The sequence below is a fragment of the Larkinella bovis genome, from assembly GCF_042655385.1.
Taxonomy (GTDB): Bacteria; Bacteroidota; Bacteroidia; order Cytophagales; family Spirosomataceae; genus Larkinella; species Larkinella bovis.
Genome location: NZ_JBHSMA010000008.1, coordinates 107,454 through 130,458 on the forward strand (window position 1 = coordinate 107,454; position 23,005 = coordinate 130,458).

The window sequence follows — 23,005 nt, forward strand, 5'->3', positions numbered from 1 at the left end:
GAACCGCGCTTCCTGTTTGTTTATAAACCGCCTTAATAGCTGTCGTTCTGCTTCAGATAACCGGGCAGGTTGGACGCCCCGTCGATGGCGGTCTGCGGAATCGGGAAGATGCGCTTCAGCTTATCGGTATTGGTTTTTTCCGTCCATTTGTCCTCGTATTTTCCGAACCGGATCATGTCCGTCCGGCGCAGCATTTCCCAGTAAAACTCAAAACCGCGTTCCCGGAACAGCAGGTCAAGGTTCATGGACGTCAGCGCGGGCGGAGGAGTGGTCGCCGTCCGGGAGGCCCGCACGAGGTTGATGTCGGCCAGGGCACTGGCAGCATCGTTGCCTTTGCGCAACCTAGCTTCCGCCCGCATGTGGTAAACTTCGGCCAGACGCAGGATGATGATGTCCGCTTCGCCAAAATTCCGGCCGCTCACCGACTTCTTGCTGAACTCGTATTTTTCTACCCGATACCCGGTATTGTAATTACTGCCCGCTACGGTGAAGTCGATTTGTTCGGTGAAATCAACGGGTTGCGTCGGACGGTTACGGGTGTCGTGAAAGAGTTTCGCCACTTTGTATTTGCCATCCGGACATTTCAAAAACACCCCGTTCCGGCGAATCAGGCCGTACTGCTGTCCGCGCAGAATGCCCCGGTTCACGTTGAAATCAGCTTCCGCTACGCAGGAATCCGCCGGGTTGGAGTAGATCGACAGGTTCTGCTTGTAAAACCGGGGGTCGACCGAAGCTGGATCTTTCGGCGCGTAGGCGTTGACCCAGGTGCGGTAATAGTCCGGCGTAATGCCCGGTCCGTCGGTGCCGTTGGCGTTGGGATAGGCCGGGAGCGGAAACTGATCACCCGAGAGCGAGAAATAGGCCATGCGGTTATGTCCGTTCAGCTCGGCCCGCTGATCGACCGCAAAAATCAACTCCTTGTTCGTGTGGTTGTCGGAATTGAAAATGGAGAAATAATCCCGCGAAAGCTGGTATTGGCCGGAATTGATGATCTTGTCGCAGTATTCCACCACTTTATCCATGTCCTCCGGTTTGAAGGTAAACTGAGCCGCGTACGGATCGCGGTAAACGGCCGCATTCAGGTGCAACCGCGCCAGCAGTCCCCAGGCTGCCCCCTTGCTCAGCCGGCCAGGCCCGACGCTCGGTTCCAGATTCGGCTCCACGGCCAGGAGTTCATTCTTCAGGTATTCAACCGCCTGATCGCCCCGCAAAATGGTTGAATTAGCCCCCAGATCGTCTTTCACAAACACCAACCCGAACAGATCGAGTGTCAGCAAACCGTAGTAGGCCCGCATGCCGCGCGCTTCGGCCAGGTAGGTTTTTGTTACCGGATCGTTCAGCGTCGGCAAGGTATTGATGGCCGTAATGGCCCTCGAAACGCCCTGCAAAATCAGGTTCCAGGTGTTCCGCAGGTTCGGATCGGTGCTGGCGTAGGTATGCTGGTGCATCGCCAGGTAAATCCCGTTATCGCCCCAGTCGGTTCCGCCCCGGTACGGCAGAATAGCCTCGTCGGTGGAGATTTCCTGTAAGGCGAAGTAGTTCGTATGCGTAAAAATATCCGGCAGACGGGCGTAAACCGGCGCAATGATGCCGTCGGCAGCCTGCCGGTCGGACAGGCCCGTTGCCGACGCTTCGTCGAGTACATTTTCAGTCAGGTTCGTACACCCGTTCATGACGTACACGCTGACCAGCATTCCAATAATTATCAGTATTTTTTTCATGGTTTCAGCGAATTAGAAAGAAAGGTTCAGACCGAAGACAAACGTGCGGGCTTTCGGATAGCTCAGGTAATCGATCCCATACGACGAAATGCCGTTGATCGTCCGGTCGGTGTTGACCTCCGGATCGTAGCCGTCGTACTTGGTGATCACGAACAGGTTCTGGCCCGTGACGGACAGCCGGATATTCGACACCCAGCGGCTGAGCCCAATCAGTTTAGGACTGAGGTTGTATCCCAGCGCCAGGTTGTTCAGGCGGAAAAAAGAACCATTCTTCAGGTAGCGCGACGAAACCGGGGCCGAGTTGTTGATCGACTCGTTCGGATACTGGATGGCTTCGGGCGTGGTATTCAGGCTTTTCGACAACCGCAGTTTGTAGAAATTGGCATTGGCCGTGTTGTCGTAGATTTTGTTACCGGAAACCCCGTTGAAATTGACCGCCAGATCGAAGCCTTTGTAAGCCGCATTTCCGTTCAGGTTGAACTGCTTCGTGGGCAGAGCGCTCCCGATGGCCACCCGGTCTTTGTCCGTGATAATACCGTCGCCGTCCACATCGCGGAAGGTGCTGATTCCTTTGTCATCGAATCCGGTAAACTCTTTCAGGAAAAACGTTCCGATGGGCTGGCCGTTGATATACCCGTTGATGGTCGCCGACGTCAGACCGGAGCCCGAAGCCGAACCCGACGGAATAACCGTGTACGGGGAGTTGTTTACCCGGTTATGGATAAACGTGATGTTACCGCCTATATCGAACCGGAAACCGTTCAGACTCGCATACCGGTAATTCAGATCCAGCTCCACGCCCTGATTCGTAATGGTCATATCCGGTACGTTGGTCCAGAACGTACCCGCCGGTTGAACGGGATCCGCCGGGATGACTTCCAGCAGAATATTGTTGGACACTTTCCGGAAGTAATCCACCGAACCCGCCAGCGCGCCTTTGAACAGGGCAAAATCCAGCCCGATGTCGGTTTGTGTCGATACCTCCCACTGAATATTGGGGTTCGCCAGCCGGGTATACGACGTTCCGGCCGGGTAGACATTCGTATTATCCAGCGGGTAACTCGTGGTGCCCGAAACCTGCGAGGTGAACAACGCCTGCGTAATTTTCGACGGGATTTCCTGGTTTCCGGTTTGTCCCCAGCCGGCCCTGAGTTTCAGATCCGAAAAAGGCCCCGATTTCAGGAACTCCTCTTCCGACAACCGCCAACCCACCGAAACCGACGGAAAAATACCGTATTTGTTGTTGGCGCCGAATTTGGAGGAACCGTCGGCCCGCACCGTGGCCGTGGCCAGGTAGCGGTCCTTGTACTGGTAATTGACCCGTGAGAAGAACGATTGCAGCTCATTTTCGATTGCATAACCACCCGGCCGGTTGTTTGCCAGCGTCAGGTCCTGCCCTAAACCGGGGTTGTAAATCGGTTCGATGGGTGAAATCGGGAATTTATTGATGCTTGACCACCGTTCCTGAATAAAAATTTTCTGGTACGAATGCCCCAGCAAGGCGGTCAGGTTGTGATTCGTAGTCGAATAAGTATACGTGAAGTAATTCTCAATCAACACGTTCCGGTTGGTTTTGTAATAGGTATCCAGCCGGCCATCCCGCAGTGGCACCGCATTCGGCAACGATTGAATGTCCCGCACGGAATTGGAGTTGTCAATCCCCAGGTTCAGCTTATACACCAGCTCTTTCGTGAGCTTTAGGGACGGCGAAATGTTACCGATAACGCGGTTAACCGTGGTAACATCCTTTTCCAGATTCAGCGTGATGATCGGATTGGTTCCGGCCTGGTACTGAAACGGCTGTCCTTTGTCATCGTAGGCCGGAATCGTCGGGTTGGTAGAAATCGCGGCCCCCAGCAACCCTTCGGTCGGCGGACGCAGGTTGTTGGTATTGCTCGCATTGAGGTTGACATCCACCGTCAACCGGTCCTCCAGCAACTTCTGCGACACGTTGATGCGGCCGGTATACCGCTTCAACGTACTGTTTTTCAGAATTCCTTCCTGATCCTGCAAGCCGAAGGAACCGTAGTACGTCAACTTTTCCGATCCCCCGCTGAACGACAGGTTGTGGTTCTGGGTCAGGGCGGTTTGGCTCACTTCCTTCTGCCAGTCGGTCGAGGCCTTGAAATCTTCCAGCACTCCGCCCACGGCGACCACCTGCCGCCGGAACTCATCCGGCGAGAACAGCTCCAATGGCCGGGCCATCTTCGAAATCCCTACACTGGAGGAGATGTTGAAGGTCGAAAAACCGGCTTTCCCTTTCTTGGTCGTGATCAGCACCACCCCGTTGGCCCCCCGCGAACCGTAGATGGCGGTGGCCGACGCATCTTTCAGCACGTCAATCGACTCGATATCCTGCGGGTTCAGAAAGTTCAGCGGATTGGTGGCGCCCCCCGTACTCGAGTTGTCCAGCGCAATCCCGTCCAACACAAAAAGTGGGGTACTCCCCGTCCGGACCCCGCCCGGGCCACGGATCGTAATATTCTGATTGCTACCGGGTTCACCGCTGGCCGACGTAACGTTTACCCCGGCCACCTTGCCCTGTAAAAGTTGTTCGGGCGAGTTGATAATTCCCTGGTTGAATTCGGTGCTTTTGATCGACTTCACGGCCCCGGTCATGTCTTTTTTGGACGCGCTCCCGTAGCCGATCACCACGACCTGCGACAATTCATTGGCTGCGGCCCTGAGCGAGACATTCAGGGTACTCTGGCTATTCACCGGAATTTCCTGCGAGACAAAACCGATAAAACCAAAGACCAAAACCGCCTTGCTATCCGGAACGGCAATCCGGTACTCGCCGTTGGCATCCGTCGTTGTTCCGCGCTGGGTGCCTTTCAGCACAACGCTGCAACCGGCCAGGGCTTCATTCGTGGTGGCATCCGTCACCCGACCGGTAACGGTTATGTCGGCAATGGCCTGATCAGTGCGGGACAGCATCGCCTTGATGGAAGCAGTTGCCTGGCTCTTGCTCTCATTTGCCAGCAGGCTAAGTGCGAGGAGCATACAGCAGATTTTCCTCCAGGTGTTTCGAAGCGGAGGAGAAAAGGAGTAGAAATGCATCATTGTTTTAAGAAATAGAGGTGGCAAAGATTCCTAGAATCAGGGAGACTCTAATTGAATCTTCAAATATTTAAAAATTATTTAATAACTTGAGCTATCGCGCGATATATCCTGCTACCATTCGTCCAATAAATTGGTCGATGGCGACGTCTAACCCCTGAAAATTGATTTTCAGGCATTTTGGGGACCATTTCAAACGGAAAAAGTTCGGATACCAACGGAATGGCCATTCATCCCGCAGCCGGTGCCTGGGCCCGCAAAGCAGGTTCATGTTCCGGCCAACGCGTGGCCATTCTCCGCCTTCAGAGGAAGCCTTACCAGACGAAATAGAAGGCCAGCCAGAACGTGGCTACCAACAAAAACTCCACCAGCCAGATCGGCAGCGTACGGGCGTCAAGCACCCGTCGAATTAGAAAATGGGCCAGTAAAGACCCGATGGTGAGGGGAATGCCAAAGAAGAAATTCAGGATGCTGTTTTTTTCGGACAGATGCAGAATGCCATAGCCAACCGTCACCACGCCCAGACAGGCCATGATTGTCATGGGAGTAATCAACTTAACGAGCCTGGCTATCTTCATAAGTCTCCGGCAAACCGGTTTGGGGAACGCCGAATAGAAAACCCAAAACCGGCCCGTTTGTCTACAAGCGCCCCGAAACTCAGCGCACCGTGATCGTGATTTCGCCCGCTTCCAGACCGGGGGCCGTGGCTTTTAACGTGATCGTTCCGGTTTGGGGAGTAGGTCGGAGAATAGCCAGACAGCGCCCCCGGAAGGTGTTTTTCTGCGGTTTCTGAAAACTGCTCAGGTCGGTGGGATTTGCATTGCCCACGCCCGCCAGCGTCCCAATCCCGCTGATCTGAAACGAAACCGGAACCGCAGCCTGAGGAATGATTTTCCCGTTTTCGTCGACCACTTCCACCGCCACGTAGGACAGATCGTTGCGATCGGCCCGGATGGCCAGACGGTCGGCTGTCAGTTGCAGATGATGCGGTTTTCCGACCGTCCTGAGTTCTACCACCCCCACCGGTTTGCCGCCTTCCAGCGCGGTCGCTTTCAGCAAACCGGTCTGGTACGGCACCGTGAAGATGGCCGTAATGCTCGAATCGGGGATGGTTTGCTCACCAATCAGGTTGCCGTTCAACTCCAGCCGCACCGTCCGGCTTCTCGAAAAAACGCGCACCTGTAGCGGTTTGCCTTCGGCACCCGGCCAGGTCCAGCTTGGTTGCTCATCCGGCCAGCCCCAGTTGGTCACCGTCTCCTTCATCCCGTCGGGCATCGGGCTGTGAACCGCCATTTCAATGGGTCGATTTCGCCAGACGACATCGCGGTAATACGATTGCGGTTTTTTGAAACCAATCAGGTCCAGATCCCCGCAGTAGGCATTGAACCACGGCCACGGCAAAACCGCACTGGTACTGTCCCTGTCGGCTTTGGGTTGCAGCAATGAATGACCGATGGCCGTTTCACCCATATAATCCATCGCCGTCCAGACAAAATCGCCGATGACGTACGGGTGTTTTTCCACCATCTTCCAGTTCTGGAAAGCCTCTTTGGCGAAGGTTTCCGTGCCTATCATCACGCGGTTGGGATGGCGCTGGTGATCCGACTCGTACTGTTTCCATTCGTAATTGTAACCGCCCACAGCCAGCAAGGCAAAAGCCGGGTCCGAATCCGTCCAGACTTTGCCGGGATGTTCCCAGAATACGCAGAGGGCTGCCGTGACCGGGCGGGTGGGGTCGAGCCGGTGGGTTTCGTCCACCAGTTTTTGAGTGATCGCCAGTCCCGACGGTTCGGCCCGCTCATTGATTTCGTTGCCAATGCTCCAGATCACGATCGACGGATGGTTGCGGTCGCGCCGGATCATGGCTTCGAGATCGCGCTGCCACCATTCGTCGAAAAACCGGTGGTAGTCCTGCGGTTTCTTGGGCCGTTGCCACATATCGAAGGCTTCGTCGATCACCAGCAAACCGAGTCGGTCGCAGGCATTCAGAAACGCGGCCGATGGCGGGTTATGGCTCGACCGGACGGCATTGAAGCCGTTGGCTTTCAGCAATTCCACCTTCCGCTCCTCGGCCCGGTCGATAGCCGCAGCGCCCAGCGGGCCGTTGTCGTGGTGGACACAGCCACCCTTCATCAGATACCGTTTTCCGTTCAGCAAAAAACCGTCCTGGGCATTGAACGCAATCGACCGAATCCCGAAGGGCGTCGTCACCTGATCCAATATTTTTTTACCCGCCAAAACCGTCACGCGGGCCGTGTACAAATGGGGTGTTTCGGGCGACCAGCGTTGCGGATACACCACGAAAAGCAACTGTTTATCAAGACCATTGGCATTCGCAGCCACGGTAAGCGTCTGTTGTTTTTTGCCAACGACTTTCCCTTTCCGGTCGATCAGGGTGGTTTGCACGACCACCGGCAGCGGTTTTTCGGTGGTGTTCTTGATGGTGGTTTCCAGCTGTACCTGCGCCGATTGCCCGGTAACGGTCGGCGTGGTAATGTACACGCCCTGGGGCGCAATATGCACCGGGTCGGCGACGGTCAGAAAGACGTGCCGGTAAATACCCGAGCCGGTGTACCAGCGCGTATTTTTGCCGATATTTTTCACCCGAACCGCCAGCACGTTGTCCTGCCCCGGCGGCAACAAATGGTTGGTTACCTCGTACTGAAACGGCGTATAGCCGTAGGGATGATAGCCCAGATGATGCCCGTTGATCCAGACGTCGGACTCCATGTACACCCCGTCGAAATACACCGACACGGTTTTGCCTTTTTCGGCCGGAGCGAGTCGGAATGTCTTGCGGTACCAGCCCGTTCCGCCGACCGTGTAGCCCGTTGAGGTCGCTCCGGCGCTCGTCCGCGCGAACGGCCCAACGACCTGATCCGGTGTTTGACCAGGCAGGTCCTCAATGCTCCAGTCGTGGGGCAAATCCAGTTTCCGCCAGTGGGCGTCGTTGAAATCCCGGCTTTCGGCCTGGATGGTGCTGTCTTTCAAAAACCGCCAGTCCGCATCAAAAAGCCGGGTTTGCGCCACGGTCTGGATCGTTGCCAGAAGGCTGCCGATGAGGAGGAATACTTTCATGGTTTTTTAAAAGCTGTTTCGCTGAGTTACGCGGAGATTACCTCTGATGTTCTCTGATCAACTCGGTCGAAGCACCCAAATACAGGGCAATCAGTTCTTGGGTCTCCCCATTCCAATTCACTGTTAATTTCCCATTCTGGCTGGAAGCCAGTTTCAGAAGGCCCGAACCGAACCTTCCCAGCGAAAACCGAACCACCCACTGGCGGGGTATGCTCCATCCATTAAGACAACCACTCCGGCGATTTATACCCGAAAACCAACCGGATTCCAACAAAATCAATCCCCAACCCCCCCAGTGAGTACGCAGGTTTTGTTGTCGTTGCCTGGACCGACGAGCGGTTTTCCCGGTTTCCGTTCGATTCTGTCAGGACACGCCCAGCGCCAGGTTGATGTGCGCCAGATGGTGCTGTACGTGCCAGACCGACATCGCCACGGCCTGCGCCTGGCTGATCCAGATTTGCCGGACCGGGTGGTAGCATTTACGGGCCAGTTGGGTTTCGTCGAGGGATCGGGCCAGGTACGCATACCGACGATGGATGCCTTCGAACATCAGCAGTGAATCTTCGATCGGGGCGGTTAGGGCATCGGGCGTTGTGGCCCAGGTGCCCATGTTCACCATCGTCAGGGTGTCGTAATCAGGCTCCGCAATGGCTTTCTTCATCCGGAAATAGTGCATCATCTGCATATCGGCCACGTGGTGGACCAGCTGCTGCACCGTCCAGCTGCCCTCGCGGTAGGTCCTAGCCAGTTCCTCGGCAGACCGGTTTTCGACCAATTGGCGGTAGCGGGCCGGGGCGGTTTCCAGAATTTCGATGTTGCAGGCCAGTTCCTCGGGGGTGTACGATTCCTGAAACGTTAAAGGCCCAATGGGGAATTTGCGATCTACGATTTCGGCAGCGTTCATGAGTAGGCTTCGTGGTTTTGAAGTTTACCCCCGTAACCTAAAATCAACATCGTTGAGTTCATCGCGTGGTCCCTGTTCGGCCGAAAAATGAAACCCAAACCGGTTGGGCTCCGGGTAAAATTATTCCGGTTTCCGGGCGTTTCCTACCGTAAGTTTGACGCTATTTTGGTAAATTTACAGACTGTATGCAGAAAACCGACTACCAGTCGAATCACCTTACTCACTTTATAAACCGTACGTTTATTTAACTTAACCTCTCGTGGAAAGACGAAAAGCACTGAAAAGTCTGGCGGTGGCCGTGGGCGGGCTGGTCAGTCTGCCCGGTTGGGCAAATAGCTGGACCTCGGCCAGCCTGCCAGCGGGCCCGGTTTTGCTGGCTCCTCAAGCGGATGCGCTGCTGGCCGAAGTGGTTGAAACCATCATTCCGGCTACCGACACGCCGGGCGCCAAAGCACTGGGCGTACACACCTTTATCCAGAAAATCGTGACCGACTGTATGGACCCGTCGGCGCAGGAAACCCTGACCAAAGGCCTGACGGCGGTGGAAGCTCTTGCCCGGAAAACCTACACCCGACCGTTTGCGGCCCTCGACGCCAGCCAGCGCACTGATTTGCTGAAAACCATGAATCAATCGCCGGAATCGGACCAGAAAGGGTTTGTCTCGCTGGTGAAAGGCATGACCATTCGGGGATATATGACCTCCGAATACGTCATGAACAACATCACGCACTACCAGATGATCCCCGGCCATTACTACGGTTGTGTGCCGGTGGTCGCCAAAAACAGCATACCCAAAACCCCACAAAATAAATAGCCCCTAACCTATGGCAAATTTTGCAATCGATGCCGTAAAAGCAACCACCTACGATGCCATTGTGATCGGCTCCGGAATCAGTGGCGGCTGGGCGGCTAAAGAATTGACCGAAAAAGGATTACGAACACTGGTCCTGGAGCGGGGCCGCGACGTCAAACACGTTACGGACTACCCGACAGCCATGCTCAATACCTGGGAAATGGATCACCGGGGCCAACTCCCGCTGAAAATCCGGCAGGAAAACCCAATTGTTGGCAAATGCTACGCCTTTCACGAAGGCTCGGCGCATTTTTTCGTCAAAGATGCCGAACATCCGTACATCCAGGAAAAACCGTTCGACTGGATTCGGGGCTACCAGGTAGGTGGAAAATCCCTGCTCTGGGCGCGGCAAACGCAGCGCTGGAGTCAGCTCGATTTCGACGGTCCGGCCCGCGACGGTTTTGCGGTGGAGTGGCCGATTGGCTACGCCGACATCGCGCCCTGGTATAGCCACGTCGAGAAGTTTGCCGGTATTACGGGCAACAAAGACGGATTGGCCACGCTGCCCGACGGTGAATTTCTGCCCCCGCACGAGTGGAACTGCGTCGAAAAATACTTCAGCCAGCAGATGGCGGCCAAATACAAAGACCGCCCCGTCATTATAGGCCGGGCGGCCCACATCACCAAACCGCAGCCCATTCACCTGCAACAGGGCCGGGCGCAATGCCAGCACCGGACCCTCTGCGAGCGGGGGTGTCCGTTTGGCGGGTACTTCAGCAGCAACGCATCGACCCTTCCGTGGGCGGCTAAAACCGGCAAACTGACGCTACGGCCCCATTCGGTGGTTCACTCGATCATCTATGACGAGAAAAAAGGCAAGGCCACCGGCGTGCGGGTGATCGACGCCACGACGAAGCAGATGATCGAGTTTTACGCCCGCATCATTTTTGTCAATGCAGCCGCCCTGAACACAAACCTTGTTCTGCTGAATTCGACCTCCAGCCGGTTCCCGAACGGCCTGGGGAATGACAGTGGGGTGCTCGGCAAATACGTAGCTTTCCACAACTACCGCGCCGGGATTTCGGGCGAATACGACGGTTTTCTGGATTCGACCACCGACGGTCGGCGGCCCAACAGTCCTTATATTCCCCGGTTCCGCAACGTCTACAAGCAGGAAACCGACTTCCTGCGGGGTTATGCGGCCGGTTTTTCGGCCAACCGGATCTCACGGACCAATCAGGACGGTTTTGGCGTGGACCTGAAAAACAGCCTCGCCAATCCGACACTGGGCGGCTGGAGCGTCGGCTCGCACATGATGGGCGAAACGATCCCGAAAGAGACCAATTACGTGGCGCTCGACAAAGACCTGAAAGATCCATACGGGATTCCGCAGTTGAAAATTTCGATCGCCTACGACGACAACGACGATAAGATGGTCAAGGATTACCAGGAGCAAATGACGGAAATGTTCACGGCCGCCGGTTTTACGAACATTCGTGTCCGCGACGACAAACGGAATCCGGGGCTGGACATTCACGAAATGGGCGGAGTTCGGATGGGCAAGGACCCCAAAACATCGATGCTCAACAAGTGGAGTCAGTTGCACCATTGCAAGAACGTCTTCGTCACCGACGGCGCATCGATGACCTCAACGTCGACCCAAAACCCGTCGCTGACCTACATGGCCCTCACGGCCCGGGCTGCGGACTACGCGGTGAAGGAAATGAAGAAAAAGAATCTGTAACGGGTGACCCATATTGCGCTGTTAGCCCGTGGACTAACAAGAAAAACCGCTGAAAATCAGCGGTTTTTCTTGTTATAAATCAAGCCTTCAACGGTTCAACGTTGACACCCATTAGACAGAACCGCCCGCCGACCCGTGGGAGCTTTCGCCGTGGGGGGTATGCAGGAATTTCTTGCTGGCGGTTTTGATTTTCAACAGGGAACGGATCATTCGAAAAATCAGCATCGGGAACGTCAGGAGGTCGCGGAGCGAGATTTTCTGCCACAGGGATCCCGGAATGGAGATCAGCATCGTCAGCACCAGCGTCAACAGCAGCACCCCAAAAAACTGAAAAACCGGCGGATTACCGATAACCAGCCCCACGAGTGTCCCAAACGATAAAAATGCTAAAAACAGGATACGGGGAACAATCAACGCCTTCAGCAAACCGTTGAAAGCGTGCATATTGCCTTTGAAAAGCTGTCTAATCCCCTCGCTAAAAAAGAGTTTTACAAAGTGCACCTGGGCCGCAATCCAGCGGGTTCGCTGCCGTTCGAAAACTTCCAGATTCTGTACCTTTTCGTCGTAAATCAGGGCCTGTTTCAGGTAGGCAATCGGAATGCCTTCGAGCAACAGCAACATTTCCAGTTCCTTGTCGTAACCACCCACCGACCGGATTTGTCCCATCAGCCGTCTCATCGTAGCCGGTTCAAAGGCCATTCCCGATCCAATCAACGACGACGACAGTCCCAGCGCCCGCTGCCCCCCCCGGTAAATATGATTCAATACCTCTTCGTTCATGGCGTCAAAAACCGCCACACTGGTATTGGTATTTTTGGCTACCCGATGCCCCTGTACGGCCCGCCAGCCCTTGTCGAAGGCCTGATTGATGCGAACCAGAAAATCGGGAGCCATGTGGTTATCGGCATCCGAGACAACAACGATATCGTACTGCCCAACGGGTAACCTCTCGAGCGCTTTGGTCAGGGACTTCTGGACGGTCGATTCTTCAAAGCTGACGACCAGCACCTTCACCGGTAAGTGCGAAAGCTTCTCCAGGGTTTCGGCACGAAAGGAGTCCGCAATGACGTAGATATCGTAGGAATCGGCGGGGTACAGTTGCCGCAGGTTGGCCTGTACGGATTCCAGAATGACCGTATCTTCCTTATAGGCAGGCACCAGCACGGCAATACGCCGGATGCGGGAAACGGGCTGCTTTATCGGACTATCATCTCCCCCGCCAAACCATCCGGCGACGGCAAAGATGGCAAGATAGACCACATTAAAAACAAGGTAGATACTAATTGGCAGGATGACCAGATAGCCCAGAATATCCATGAAACAATAAAATTATCGCGAAACAAATCAATTCAGCCATCAATTTGTCTGATAATTTTAAAAGTATCCAGAAATACAGGTGTTATTTCTTCGATCTGGCTTTCTTCATAACCATCAGATTGATGACCATCTGACAGCAAATAATATACCATTCGGCCAAATTTCGGCCAAATTACGAAAGTATGCCCCAAAGATTTACTGCCGGTTTCGCCGGCAGTAAATCTTTGGGGCAGCATTTAAAAGGTAGGACCAAGAAAACAAAGAGAAAAAAAGTCTGATAATACCCTGAACGAACGCGGCCGTTCAATTTAGGTTTAACGAATATAAACCGGGAAAGAAGTGGCTTGATACGCTGGCAGCGCGGGGAAAATGACTGCCCGACCGGCGAAGCATGGCCCGGATTTTAGCCTGTACCTCAAACGGATTGAAGGGTTTGGGCATGCAGTCGTCGGCGCCACTCTCCAGACAATCAATGCGGGCTCCACTATCCTCGGAATCCGAAAGCATCAGAATGGGTAACGTTTGATACCGGATGCTGTTCCGAATCAGACGGGTAAGCTCCAGTCCGTCGAACTTCGGCAGCTTCAGATCGGTAATTAGGAAATCAACACTCAGCCCTCTTTCCAGTAACGCCATGGCTTCAAACCCATTAGCAGCCACGGTAATGCTAAATTCCGTCGCCAGGGTCTGTTGAAGCACATTCGCCAGAAATCGGTTATTCTCCACAATTAACAGGTTCAACTTAGGAAAGCTCATAATGGACTTTTTTTGTGTTTCTGCAAGGGAAAATATTACGATACCTACAAATACTTAATAATAAAAAATATTTAATAAGTATAATACCTTATTTTACTACTCAACAAAAAGCGCCTGAAGCGTTACTACTTTACCACGGCAAGAATGTAAAAAGCTTCATCACCGACGACAATCCACAAAACTAAAACATTGATTTACAGGAAACTACAAACCGAATCTTGATCGTCTATCGGCTCTACTTTTCAGATCCTCAACCAATGCAACAAAGATAGAATACTTAATTTTAAAGAAAAAACTAAAATGTGTATTTATTTTTGCAGATATTGAAAAACGATTGTACAACTACTCAAAAAACCGGGTAAACGAATGCAAATTACGTATCCGAGTACGCCGAAATCCTCCGTATTTCTACCCGTTCTGTTCGTTTTTAACCACTTCCCGGCAATTATCAGACGGACTTGGCACGATATGTGATGTTTATCTGGGGTGATTTATGACATGTTACCGCTATGTTGATACGGCAGACATGTAAACTCATTCCGGCACAATGCGAGCAGTTTACTTCCCGAATTTAAATGGCCTCCGATTCATCGCTGCGCTCCTGGTGATCGTTCACCATATTGAGCAAATCAAGCTGATTTTCAAGGTCGAGAACTACTGGCATTTGCCCTTCGTCGATTTGATTGGAAAACTGGGGGTTGTCCTCTTTTTTGTCCTGAGCGGTTTTCTGATTACCTACCTTCTTCTGCAGGAAAAGCGGGTTACAGGCACCATCGCCATCAAGCATTTTTACCTGCGTCGCATCCTGAGAATCTGGCCGTTATACTACCTGATCGTCCTTTTGGGGCTCTTTGTCTTGCCGCATATCCCGTTTTTTGACATTCCAATCTACTCCGAATTACTCCACCGTAGCTTTGCCATCAAAGTCGTTTTACTCCTGTTGATTCTCCCCAACCTGGTTGCGACACCGATCCCGCACATCAACCAAACCTGGTCGATTGGCGTGGAAGAACAGTTTTACGCCTTCTGGCCGCTGCTGATGAAAACGATCGGTGATCCCCTGCGCGTTGCGCTGGGTACAATTACCGTTTATCTGGTCATCAAATTTGGCCTGTTGCTGCTCCCCGTCCTTGGCCTTAACAACGGAGGTATCAGCTTTTTAACCAGGTTCTGGAACAGTTTTAACGTCGACTGTATGGCCATCGGCGGGGTGATTGCCTGGGCACTTTTTTACCAGCGCGAAGGGATCCTCCGGGTTTTATTCAATCGCTGGTTTCAGGCTGCGGTTTACGGGCTGACGATCTTCCTGATCGTTCGGGGCGTTGAAATTCCGTACCTGCATCAGGAAACCTACGCCTGCCTTTTTGCCGTGATCATTCTGAATCTGGCGGCCAATAAACAGACATTGATCCGGCTCGAACACCCGGTTTTGCACTACCTCGGGAAGATTTCTTTCGGCATTTATATGTACCACATGATTGCCATCGTGATCGCCTTCAAGCTGCTGCAACCGGTTTTTCCCGGCAACAACTGGTTTCTCTACAGTGCGAGTATTTTGCTCACCATCTTGCTGGCGGCTGCTTCCTACGAATGGTTTGAACGCCGGTTTATCAAAGCCAAACTCAAATTCTCAAAAGTTATCAGCGGTGACAATACCGCCAGCGCAGCGCCTACGGAGGCCATTCCGATCGAAAATTCCGTACCCACCGTCTTTAATTCCAAATAATGCCGGGGCACTCGAAGCCGTACCATGTTGAATCAGGTGTCGTCCATATCATCCCACGTTCAGAAACGGTTTTGGCTGTATAGCCTGCTCGGAACCCTCATTGCGCTGGGTTCCGGTTTTCTGATTGCCAAACTGGGCGTACTGGCGCCGGCCGTGATCATTACTATGCCACTGGGGCTGCTGCTGGTTGGGGCGATGTTGGCCGATCCCAAATTCGGGTTCATGGTCTACGTGCAACTGATTTTTCTGGTCAACGCCCTCGCCCGGTTTTTGCCCATCAGCATCCCGTTCGGACTAATCATCGACGGCATTCTGGGTCTGACGGTCGTGAGTCTGCTTCTGAACAGCCGGCGGTATTCCTGGAAAAACCTGCACCATCCGGCGTTTTACCTGGTCGGTTTCTGGACGTTTTACACGGTCATGGAAATTTTCAACCCGGAATCGCCTTACCGCCCCGCCTGGTTTTTCCACGCCCGCTCGTTTTCGCTCCATTTTTTCATCGTTACCTGTACGATTCTGCTCACCGAAATCACCCGGAATGATTTCAAGATTATCCTGCGGACCTGGTTCACCTGGTCGGTGCTGGCGGCCCTCTGGGCGTTCAAACAACAGTATATCGGCCTCACAACCGCCGAAATGATCTGGCTCAATTCGGGAGCCGCCGAAACGCACATCCTGTTCGGGCACCTGCGGAGCTTCTCGTTTTACACGGATGCCTCGCAGTTCGGGGCCGAAATGGCTGCTGTTTCGCTCCTGTGTATGATCTGGATTTTTGAGTCGGACACGCTGGCGCGCCGAATCGGCTTTGCGGTTTTGCTGATGATTTATTTCTGGGGCTACGCGGTGTCGGGAACCCGCAGTGCTCTTTTCGTGCTGATCGCGGGCTACGGTTTTTACCTGTTTATGAAGCGCGACCTCCTCAAGATCGCCCTGGGTCTCTGTCTGGCCCTGCCGTTGCTGTTCATGCTGAAATACACCACCGTGGGCAGCGGCAACTACCAGATTCAACGCATGCGGACGGCCCTGAATCCGATGGAAGATGCCTCGTTTCTGTTGCGGCTGAAAAACCAGCGCAAGCTCGCCAATCACCTGAAAGACTTGCCTTTCGGTGCCGGGATTGGGACCTCCCTCGACACCGGCCAGCGGTTTTCGCCCGAACACTGGGCCGCCCGGATTTCGCCGGATAGCTGGTATGTGGAGTTGTGGATCGAAACCGGAAAAGTCGGGTTGTCCATCTACATCGGCATGCTGGTTTGCCTCATTGCGATTGGCGTCTACCGCATCTGGCACCTGAAAGATCCGCAACTGATCTCGCTGATGCGGGGCATGTTATCGGTTTTCGTCGGTATTGCGGTCATGGGGTATTCCAATCCGGTTCTGGGCCAGTTTCCGACCAGTGCCATGCTATACATCAATGCTCTCGTCTTTACCACCTGCAATCGGTGGGATAAAAGCTGACCGGAATGCGGTTTTTCGGTATTCCGGTTTTAACCCGTGATCGTAAACGAGAGAAGAGAAGAGAAGAGAAGAGAAGAGAAGAGAAAAGACCAGAGACGCGAGCACAGTACCCTGATTTACAACCAAGTAAACCGTGATCGATTTGCTTTTCGGTTGCCCATGTATAAAAACCTAAACTCTAATACCCTTAACGATTGATCGATCTACCTTTATGAAGCGTCGCCAAGCCCTCTGGGGAATAGCCTTATTAGGAGCTGGCAGTATGGCCATCAGTGGTTTTAAATGGATCAACTGGTACAAACGACCTGATCTGATTTATATCCACCGCCAGAAAGACCTCCTGGCTGCCTTAACGGAAACGATTATTCCAACGACCGATACGCCGGGTGCGATCGAAGCCGGTGTTCCTGAATTCGTCCTGAAGATGGTACTCGAAAATACGGGGACGCCGTCGCAAAACCGGTTTATCGACGGGCTGAAAGCCATTGATCCGTACAGCCTCGAACACTTCGGAAAACCGTATGTAAAATGCAGCCGGGAACAGCAAAATGAAATCATGCGCCATTTCGAGCAGGACGGCAAACCGTTCGACGGCATTCCCGGGAAAGTGCAGCGCAAATTGATTGGCAATTCGTTTTTCACGACCCTGAAAGAATATACCTGCATCGGTTACTTTACGTCGATGGTTGGTGCCACGCAGGCGCTGGCTTACGTCTTTACGCCCGGCATTTATCAGGGTTGCGTCCCACTCCAACCCGGCCAGAAAGCCTGGGCCATCCGTTAATCTGACCTGCTGCATGATTCCCATCCATAATAATAGCCAAGGACAAAAAGCACCTGCCTTCGACGCCATCGTTGTTGGCTCGGGCATCAGTGGCGGCTGGGCGGCCAAAGAACTTTGTGAGAAAGGATTGAAAACGCTGGTGCTGGAACGAGGCCGGAATGTCCGGCACATCGTTGATTACCCGACCACGGAAACCAACGTCTGGGAGTTTCCGTACCGACTCAGCAGCGTCAAGCAGGACCGCGAGCAAAACCCAGTCCAAAGCAGCTGCCCGGTTTACAACGAAGCCACCAAGCACTTTTTCGTCAACGATCAGGAACATCCGTACATTCAGGAAAAACCGTTCTCTTGGATTCGCGGCTATCAGGTGGGCGGACGATCGCTGACCTGGGCGCGGCAGTGTTACCGACTGAGCGAACTCGATTTCGAAGCGAACGCCAAAGACGGCCTGGCGGTCGATTGGCCCATTCGGTACAGGGACATTGCCCCCTGGTACGATTACGTCGAGAAATTCGTGGGCATCAGCGGGCAGGCCGAAGGGTTACCTCACTTTCCGGATGGGCAGTTTTTGCCGCCGATGGATCTGAATTGCGTGGAAAAACACCTGAAGCAGCAGGTGAGCCGGCAGTACAAAGACCGGGTGATTACCGTTGGCCGCGTGGCCAACCTGACCCGGGGCTGGAACGGGCGGGGTCCCTGCCAGCACCGCAACCTCTGCAACCGGGGCTGCCCGTATGGGGGGTATTTCAGCAGCAATTCCGGGACGCTACCCGTAGCAGCCGCGACCGGAAACCTGACCTTGCAACCCGATTCGATCGTGGCCGAAGTGTTGTTCGACGAGCACAAAAACCGGGCGACTGGCGTGCGCGTCATCAACGCCATTACGCACGAGGTAACCGATTATTTTGCCCGCATCATTTTCCTGAATGCATCCACGATTGCCACGACCTCGATTTTGCTCAACTCGGTTTCGTCCCGCTTTCCGAACGGCCTGGGCAATTCGAGCGGCCAGATTGGGCACAACCTGATGGATCACTTCATGATGGGGGGCGCCCAGGGCATCTTCGAAGGCTTTGAGGATCAGTACTATAACGGCCGGCGACCCACCGGTTTTTACGTTCCCCGGTTTCGGAACATCAGCCCTGAAACGCAACACAAGGACTACCTCCGTGGCTTTGGGTATCAGGGCCGGGGGGAACGCGCCGAGTGGGGCGACCTGTTCCGGTCGGCGGCCGGTTTCGGCGAATCGCTGAAACAGACGCTGACCAAACCCGGCCCCTGGAACGTGGTGATGGGTGCCTGGGGCGAAACCCTTCCGTATTTCGACAACCAGGTGACGCTCGATGATTCGAAGCGGGACCAATGGGGTTTACCGCTGGTTCGGGTCCATTTCACGTACCGCGAAAATGAGAAAAACATGCGGGAGGACATCAAGGACAGTGCCGCCGAAATGCTCGAACGCTCCGGTTTTAAGAACGTGGAGAAATTCTATTACGATCAGCCGCCGGGTTCGGCCATTCACGAAATGGGAACCGCCCGCATGGGCCGCGACCCCAAAACCTCGGTTCTCAACGCATTCAACCAGATGCACGACGTCAAAAATGTCTACATCACCGACGGCAGTTGCATGACCTCAGCCGCCTGTCAGAACCCTTCGCTGACGTACATGGCCCTGACCGCCCGCGCCTGCGCCCACGCGGTTTCGGAATTGAACAAACTTAACCTGTAGCCCCACCGGCGCATGAAACTCGCCCACCTGATTCTGGCCCACGCCCAGCCCGAGCAGCTCGACCGGCTGATTGGGGCGTTGCAGCACCCGGACGCGGACTTTTACCTGCATATTGACCGAAAAACCGACCTGGCTCCGTTTCAGATGCTGACCCAACGGCCTAATGTATACTTGGTTAAAAACCGGGAAAAAGTGTCCTGGGGAGCTTACAGCATCGTGCAGGCCACGCTGAACGGTTTTGAGCAAATTGTGGCGTCGGGCAAACCATACACGTATGTGAATCTGCTGAGTGGTCAGGATTATCCGCTGAAAGCACCGGATTTTATCCACGCTTATCTGGAAAAACACGCCGGAACGGAGTTTATGGAGTACCTGTCGGTGGAAGACGAATGGCAGGAAGCAATTCCGCGCGTGAAAAAATACCACCTGGTCGATTATTCCTTTCCCGGAAAATTTGCGGTCGAAAAATGGCTGAACCGGATCATGCCCGACCGAAAACCGCCCGAAAATCTCACGTTCATGGGCCGCTCGCAATGGTTTACCATTACCCGGGAAGCCGTTAAGTATATCCTGTTGTACCTGGAAAAGCACCCGAAGGTTACCCGGTTTTTCAAACTAAGCTGGGGGTGTGATGAGCTGGTTTTCCAGACCCTGTTGTACAATTCGCCGTTTCGACCGGCGATGACGAACGACAACCTCCGCTACATCGACTGGTCGGAGAAGAAGGCCAGTCCGAAAACGCTGACCATGAGCGACGAAACCGCCCTGCGGCAGTCGGGCAAGCTATTTGCCCGCAAATTCAATCCGACCATTGATGCCGAAATCATGGATAGGCTGGACACCCGGTTTCTGACCGTCTGAGCTATACCTGCACCGCCGGTTTTACCCAGGCTTTTTCGTTGACATCGTAATGTTTCAGCAAGCGGGCCGGGTTCCCTCCCACTACCGAATACGGGGGAACATTCCGCGTGACCACACTCCCGCCAGCCACCACCGAATGCCGTCCGATGGTGACTCCGGCGGTAATCACCGCATTGGCCCCGATCCAGCATTCATCCTCAATCACAATGGGTCGCGTAATGACGGGCTGCTCCCGAATCGACCGGCTGACATCTTCGTACGAATGATTGAGTCCCGACAACACAACATGCTGAGCGATAATGACATCCTGACCAATCGTTACCGGCCCGATCACTACCGATCCGATCCCGACCGTACAGCGATCCCCGATGATTACCGGTCCAACCCCGTTATTGACCACACTGAAAGCTTCGATCACACTGCGCGCGCCCAGCGCAAACGGATTGAAGGGCAGCACATCCAGCCGCACCGACGACCGAACCCGGGAGGTCCGGTGGCGTTGGTGAATAAACGGATTGACCAGCCAGCTGACCCACCGCCGGGGCCGGGCTTCGTGCCGGGGAATCAGCAGCCAGTGAACCAATTGCTTGACTTGTGGGTACCGGGCAATAAAATCTTTCATGCGGTTTTTAGCCATGAATCAGGTGGTTTGGGGCTGGGAGACAAGCAATTGATCGATGGCATCGGTCAGCATTCCCACCGAATTTTCCCAGGTGTGTTCCCAGGCAAAGGCAATCCGCTCCGCCGGCGACGACAGGACTTTGCCGTTGAGGATGTCGTCGATACGGGCAATAAACTGCTCGGCATTTTCGGCCAGGTACACGTGCTGGTCAAAAAGCGCCATCGTTTCCGTCTTGCCGGCCACCACCGGTTTTCCCATAGCGAGGTACTCATCAATCTTGCGGGGATAATTGCCAATCGTGACTTCGTTCAGCACCTGCGGATTGATCAGCACATCCATCGCGGCCAGGTAAGCCGGAATCTCGCCGGGTGTTTTGGCGCCGAGGAAGGTGACATTGGGCAACGCGTTCAGCCGTTCGGTCGGGAATGAATCGTCCGTGGCGCCAATCAGAACAACCTGCCAGTCAGGCCGTTGCCGGGCCACCGTTTCAATCAGCCCGCCATCCAGCCGTAAACCGGTCAGCGCTCCGGCATAGCCGATCCGGGGTTTGGGGATTGCGGCCAGATCAGCCGGAATTTCGGAGATGGCCGACGGATCGAACATTTTCAGGTCACACCCCTGGCCGACATAGACCGAATTCGGATTGTAGCGGGCCGCCTGCCTGGCCAGGTACAGGGAATTGCTGGCAACCAGATCCACCTTGCTCATCAGCAACGGTTCCAGCCGGGCACCGTGCCGCTTCCAGAAATCGACCGCCAGAAAATTATCCCGCAGGTAATACACATACACCGCCGGTTTGAGCAGTTCTTTCAGAAAAAAGCCCTGGAGCATATCGTTGTCGTTGATGAGCACGAACGACTTCCAGCCTAACTCGCTGACGGCCTGACGGATTTCGGTTGACAGGATCGTACCGTTATAGCGGTTGGCCCAGTCATAAAGTCCCGTATCCGGAAGCCAGTTGATCGATCCCAGCAGGTTTTTGGGCGACAGAACCCAGAGGTTTTTCTGGGCCTCAATCAAATGACGCCCCCCGTTTTGGGCAATAAACTCATCCCGCCGTTGCGCCCGCTCCGATTTTTTGGAAAACCGCGACGACCAGTCCAGGGGTTCGTTGACAAACAGCACCGGGTGCGTTTCGGATAAGGTGCGGGCCATATCCCGGATGTTACTGCCCAGTTGTTTTTCTTCCCACGGTTGCCGGGAGGTGATGACAAAATTGGTTCTGCCAGACGGTTTATTCATGACTTGGGGAAATACGGGTATAACTTCGGATAAAATCCTCGTGTTTTATTCTTAAAATTGTCTGATAATTACAGCTCCCTATCCGGTTCCATCCGATACCACAGCAAATAGTATGCTTGATTTCCGGGCTGTAAAACAATTCCGAGCTAAGGTCTGATAAATTATTCTGCTCTGTGTGTTTAAAATAGGCAAAAATAAAAATCGACGGGTTCCGCCCTACCAAATTGGTAAAAATACGCTTTTAAATCGAACATTATCAATTCTTTACAATGACATCCGTTGGCCAGCCCCCCCTAGAAGGGCTGAAACCGCAGTCGGCATCGTGGTATTATTTTTGCTAATTATACTCTGTTAATAGTAACTTGAAAGCCTGGAACGGTTGTTTTTTGAGATGATAGCCCGATTATTGGATTTATTGGCGACGACAGGCCGAAAAGTCATCCTATTGCCTTTTTATTGTCTATTTATTTCGCCGTATCTATACGGACAGACCCCGGCTGTTACCCCTCCGACACCCGCACAGCAGGCCGTCACCAGCGCCAATGATACGCTGTATCTCGATGTGACGCAGGACCTGTCGGTGCAGTTGTTACCGTTCGACGAAATCTTCCGCATTGCGCTCTCCAAATCGCCCCTGATCCGGTACGAGAACGAAGTCGTTGTTACCCAGAATGCGGACTATAAACTTTCCAAAATATCGATTTTACAGTCGGCCACCGGTTTCACCAACTATTCCTTCGGAAATCAGGCCATTCTGTCGAATACCTCGTTCGGGGCGGATGCCCTGGGACAAATTGCCAACGGGTACCGAACCGGCGTCGGCCTTCAGCTCAGTTTGTACGATTTGTTCAGCCGGAGCCACAAGATCCGGCAGGCCAAGGCCAATTATCAGGCAGCCCTGGTCAAAAAAGAGTCGGTCGAGTTGCAACTCAAAAAGGATTTGGTGACGGTTTATCAAGATCTGATGACGTCGCAACGGGTCTTGAAAGTGCGGCTTCAGGACGAACAGGCGGCTTTTGCGGTGTATCGGATTGCCGAAGCCGATTCCCAGCAGGGCCGGCTCGATCCGAAAAGCCTGGCAATAGCCAGCAATGGCTACACCCAGACAAAGACCATTACCGAACAGGCGAAGGGCGAATTTCTGAAAAATGTCTACTATCTCGAAATTATGGTGGGGGTTCCGCTTCACCAGTTAAAACGTAAATAACCC

18 protein-coding genes are annotated in these 23,005 nt (G+C 53.8%); 8 read left to right on the forward strand and 10 right to left on the reverse strand.

Annotation, left to right across the window (positions count from 1 at the left end; translation table 11 throughout):
* Window positions 1–32: 32 nt before the first annotated feature.
* From ACFPMF_RS20955 to ACFPMF_RS20975, 5 genes are all read right to left on the reverse strand, one after another.
* Window positions 33–1,721: a RagB/SusD family nutrient uptake outer membrane protein gene (locus ACFPMF_RS20955; RefSeq protein WP_379848696.1), complete on the reverse strand. Its 1,689-nt coding sequence runs from the start codon at window positions 1,719–1,721 to the stop codon at window positions 33–35.
* A 12-nt stretch (window positions 1,722–1,733) separates the two neighbouring features.
* A complete protein-coding gene (locus ACFPMF_RS20960; RefSeq protein WP_379848880.1) occupies window positions 1,734–4,658 on the reverse strand; it encodes a SusC/RagA family TonB-linked outer membrane protein in 2,925 nt (974 codons plus the stop codon).
* Window positions 4,659–5,095: 437 nt separating this feature from the next.
* A complete protein-coding gene (locus ACFPMF_RS20965; RefSeq protein ID WP_379848697.1) occupies window positions 5,096–5,359 on the reverse strand; it encodes a hypothetical protein in 264 nt (87 codons plus the stop codon).
* Window positions 5,360–5,438: 79 nt separating this feature from the next.
* The gene (locus ACFPMF_RS20970; RefSeq protein WP_379848698.1) at window positions 5,439–7,859 is read right to left on the reverse strand and encodes a glycoside hydrolase family 2 TIM barrel-domain containing protein; all 2,421 of its coding nucleotides are present in this window, start codon (window positions 7,857–7,859) and stop codon (window positions 5,439–5,441) included.
* Between the two features lie 364 nt (window positions 7,860–8,223).
* Complete coding sequence (locus tag ACFPMF_RS20975; protein ID WP_379848699.1) at window positions 8,224–8,763, reverse strand: YfiT family bacillithiol transferase; 540 nt, start codon at window positions 8,761–8,763, stop codon at window positions 8,224–8,226.
* A gap of 259 nt (window positions 8,764–9,022) precedes the next feature.
* Between ACFPMF_RS20975 and ACFPMF_RS20980 the strand changes: the two genes are divergently transcribed.
* Together ACFPMF_RS20980 and ACFPMF_RS20985 are read left to right on the forward strand one after the other, a co-directional pair.
* Window positions 9,023–9,577, forward strand: a complete 555-nt coding sequence (locus ACFPMF_RS20980; protein ID WP_379848700.1) for a gluconate 2-dehydrogenase subunit 3 family protein — start codon at window positions 9,023–9,025, stop codon at window positions 9,575–9,577.
* Window positions 9,578–9,587: 10 nt separating this feature from the next.
* Window positions 9,588–11,300 carry a GMC oxidoreductase gene (locus ACFPMF_RS20985; RefSeq protein WP_379848701.1) on the forward strand — a complete coding sequence of 571 codons (1,713 nt, stop codon included), beginning with the start codon at window positions 9,588–9,590 and terminating at the stop codon, window positions 11,298–11,300.
* A gap of 111 nt (window positions 11,301–11,411) precedes the next feature.
* Here the strand turns inward: ACFPMF_RS20985 and ACFPMF_RS20990 are convergent, their stop codons facing one another.
* From ACFPMF_RS20990 to ACFPMF_RS21000, 3 genes are all read right to left on the reverse strand, one after another.
* A complete protein-coding gene (locus ACFPMF_RS20990) occupies window positions 11,412–12,617 on the reverse strand; it encodes a glycosyltransferase family 2 protein (protein WP_379848702.1) in 1,206 nt (401 codons plus the stop codon).
* A gap of 32 nt (window positions 12,618–12,649) precedes the next feature.
* On the reverse strand, window positions 12,650–12,853 hold the full coding sequence (locus ACFPMF_RS20995; RefSeq protein WP_379848703.1) for a hypothetical protein: 204 nt from the start codon (window positions 12,851–12,853) through the stop codon (window positions 12,650–12,652).
* Window positions 12,854–12,920: 67 nt separating this feature from the next.
* The gene (locus tag ACFPMF_RS21000; RefSeq protein ID WP_379848704.1) at window positions 12,921–13,373 is read right to left on the reverse strand and encodes a response regulator transcription factor; all 453 of its coding nucleotides are present in this window, start codon (window positions 13,371–13,373) and stop codon (window positions 12,921–12,923) included.
* Between the two features lie 547 nt (window positions 13,374–13,920).
* Here ACFPMF_RS21000 and ACFPMF_RS21005 point away from each other — a divergent pair.
* The 5 genes from ACFPMF_RS21005 (at window position 13,921) to ACFPMF_RS21025 (ending at window position 19,931) form a co-directional block, all read left to right on the forward strand.
* A complete protein-coding gene (locus ACFPMF_RS21005; protein WP_379848705.1) occupies window positions 13,921–15,099 on the forward strand; it encodes an acyltransferase family protein in 1,179 nt (392 codons plus the stop codon).
* Between the two features lie 24 nt (window positions 15,100–15,123).
* The gene (locus ACFPMF_RS21010; protein WP_379848706.1) at window positions 15,124–16,557 is read left to right on the forward strand and encodes an O-antigen ligase family protein; all 1,434 of its coding nucleotides are present in this window, start codon (window positions 15,124–15,126) and stop codon (window positions 16,555–16,557) included.
* Window positions 16,558–16,768: 211 nt separating this feature from the next.
* Window positions 16,769–17,341, forward strand: coding sequence for a gluconate 2-dehydrogenase subunit 3 family protein (locus ACFPMF_RS21015; protein WP_379848708.1), 573 nt, complete (start codon window positions 16,769–16,771; stop codon window positions 17,339–17,341).
* A 13-nt stretch (window positions 17,342–17,354) separates the two neighbouring features.
* Window positions 17,355–19,070, forward strand: a complete 1,716-nt coding sequence (locus ACFPMF_RS21020) for a GMC oxidoreductase (RefSeq protein WP_379848710.1) — start codon at window positions 17,355–17,357, stop codon at window positions 19,068–19,070.
* 12 nt (window positions 19,071–19,082) lie between these two features.
* Complete coding sequence (locus tag ACFPMF_RS21025) at window positions 19,083–19,931, forward strand: beta-1,6-N-acetylglucosaminyltransferase (protein ID WP_379848712.1); 849 nt, start codon at window positions 19,083–19,085, stop codon at window positions 19,929–19,931.
* 1 nt (window position 19,932) lies between these two features.
* On the opposite strand, the gene ACFPMF_RS21030 is transcribed toward ACFPMF_RS21025, so the two are convergent.
* Both ACFPMF_RS21030 and ACFPMF_RS21035 read right to left on the reverse strand, forming a co-directional pair.
* On the reverse strand, window positions 19,933–20,568 hold the full coding sequence (locus ACFPMF_RS21030) for an acyltransferase (protein ID WP_379848714.1): 636 nt from the start codon (window positions 20,566–20,568) through the stop codon (window positions 19,933–19,935).
* Between the two features lie 3 nt (window positions 20,569–20,571).
* Entirely contained in the window at window positions 20,572–21,795 is a 1,224-nt protein-coding gene (locus ACFPMF_RS21035; protein WP_379848716.1) for a glycosyltransferase, read from the reverse strand.
* Between the two features lie 445 nt (window positions 21,796–22,240).
* Here ACFPMF_RS21035 and ACFPMF_RS21040 point away from each other — a divergent pair, with 445 nt between their 5' ends.
* A complete protein-coding gene (locus tag ACFPMF_RS21040) occupies window positions 22,241–23,002 on the forward strand; it encodes a TolC family protein (protein WP_379848718.1) in 762 nt (253 codons plus the stop codon).
* Window positions 23,003–23,005 lie beyond the last annotated feature (3 nt).

Excerpts from the sequence above, each read along its gene's own strand:
- ACFPMF_RS21025 (WP_379848712.1), top strand. The coding sequence starts at position 19,083 with ATGAAACTCGCCCACCTGATTCTGGCCCACGCCCAGCCCGAGCAGCTC.
- ACFPMF_RS20995 (WP_379848703.1), bottom strand. The coding sequence starts at position 12,853 with ATGCTGCCCCAAAGATTTACTGCCGGCGAAACCGGCAGTAAATCTTTG.
- ACFPMF_RS21020 (WP_379848710.1), top strand. The coding sequence starts at position 17,355 with ATGATTCCCATCCATAATAATAGCCAAGGACAAAAAGCACCTGCCTTC.
- ACFPMF_RS20975 (WP_379848699.1), bottom strand. The coding sequence starts at position 8,763 with ATGAACGCTGCCGAAATCGTAGATCGCAAATTCCCCATTGGGCCTTTA.
- ACFPMF_RS20970 (WP_379848698.1), bottom strand. The coding sequence starts at position 7,859 with ATGAAAGTATTCCTCCTCATCGGCAGCCTTCTGGCAACGATCCAGACC.
- ACFPMF_RS20985 (WP_379848701.1), top strand. The coding sequence starts at position 9,588 with ATGGCAAATTTTGCAATCGATGCCGTAAAAGCAACCACCTACGATGCC.
- ACFPMF_RS21015 (WP_379848708.1), top strand. The coding sequence starts at position 16,769 with ATGAAGCGTCGCCAAGCCCTCTGGGGAATAGCCTTATTAGGAGCTGGC.
- ACFPMF_RS20965 (WP_379848697.1), bottom strand. The coding sequence starts at position 5,359 with ATGAAGATAGCCAGGCTCGTTAAGTTGATTACTCCCATGACAATCATG.
- ACFPMF_RS21035 (WP_379848716.1), bottom strand. The coding sequence starts at position 21,795 with ATGAATAAACCGTCTGGCAGAACCAATTTTGTCATCACCTCCCGGCAA.
- ACFPMF_RS20990 (WP_379848702.1), bottom strand. The coding sequence starts at position 12,617 with ATGGATATTCTGGGCTATCTGGTCATCCTGCCAATTAGTATCTACCTT.
- ACFPMF_RS21005 (WP_379848705.1), top strand. The coding sequence starts at position 13,921 with ATGCGAGCAGTTTACTTCCCGAATTTAAATGGCCTCCGATTCATCGCT.
- ACFPMF_RS20960 (WP_379848880.1), bottom strand. The coding sequence starts at position 4,658 with ATGCTGTCCCGCACTGATCAGGCCATTGCCGACATAACCGTTACCGGT.
- ACFPMF_RS21000 (WP_379848704.1), bottom strand. The coding sequence starts at position 13,373 with ATGAGCTTTCCTAAGTTGAACCTGTTAATTGTGGAGAATAACCGATTT.
- ACFPMF_RS21030 (WP_379848714.1), bottom strand. The coding sequence starts at position 20,568 with ATGGCTAAAAACCGCATGAAAGATTTTATTGCCCGGTACCCACAAGTC.
- ACFPMF_RS21010 (WP_379848706.1), top strand. The coding sequence starts at position 15,124 with ATGTTGAATCAGGTGTCGTCCATATCATCCCACGTTCAGAAACGGTTT.
- ACFPMF_RS20955 (WP_379848696.1), bottom strand. The coding sequence starts at position 1,721 with ATGAAAAAAATACTGATAATTATTGGAATGCTGGTCAGCGTGTACGTC.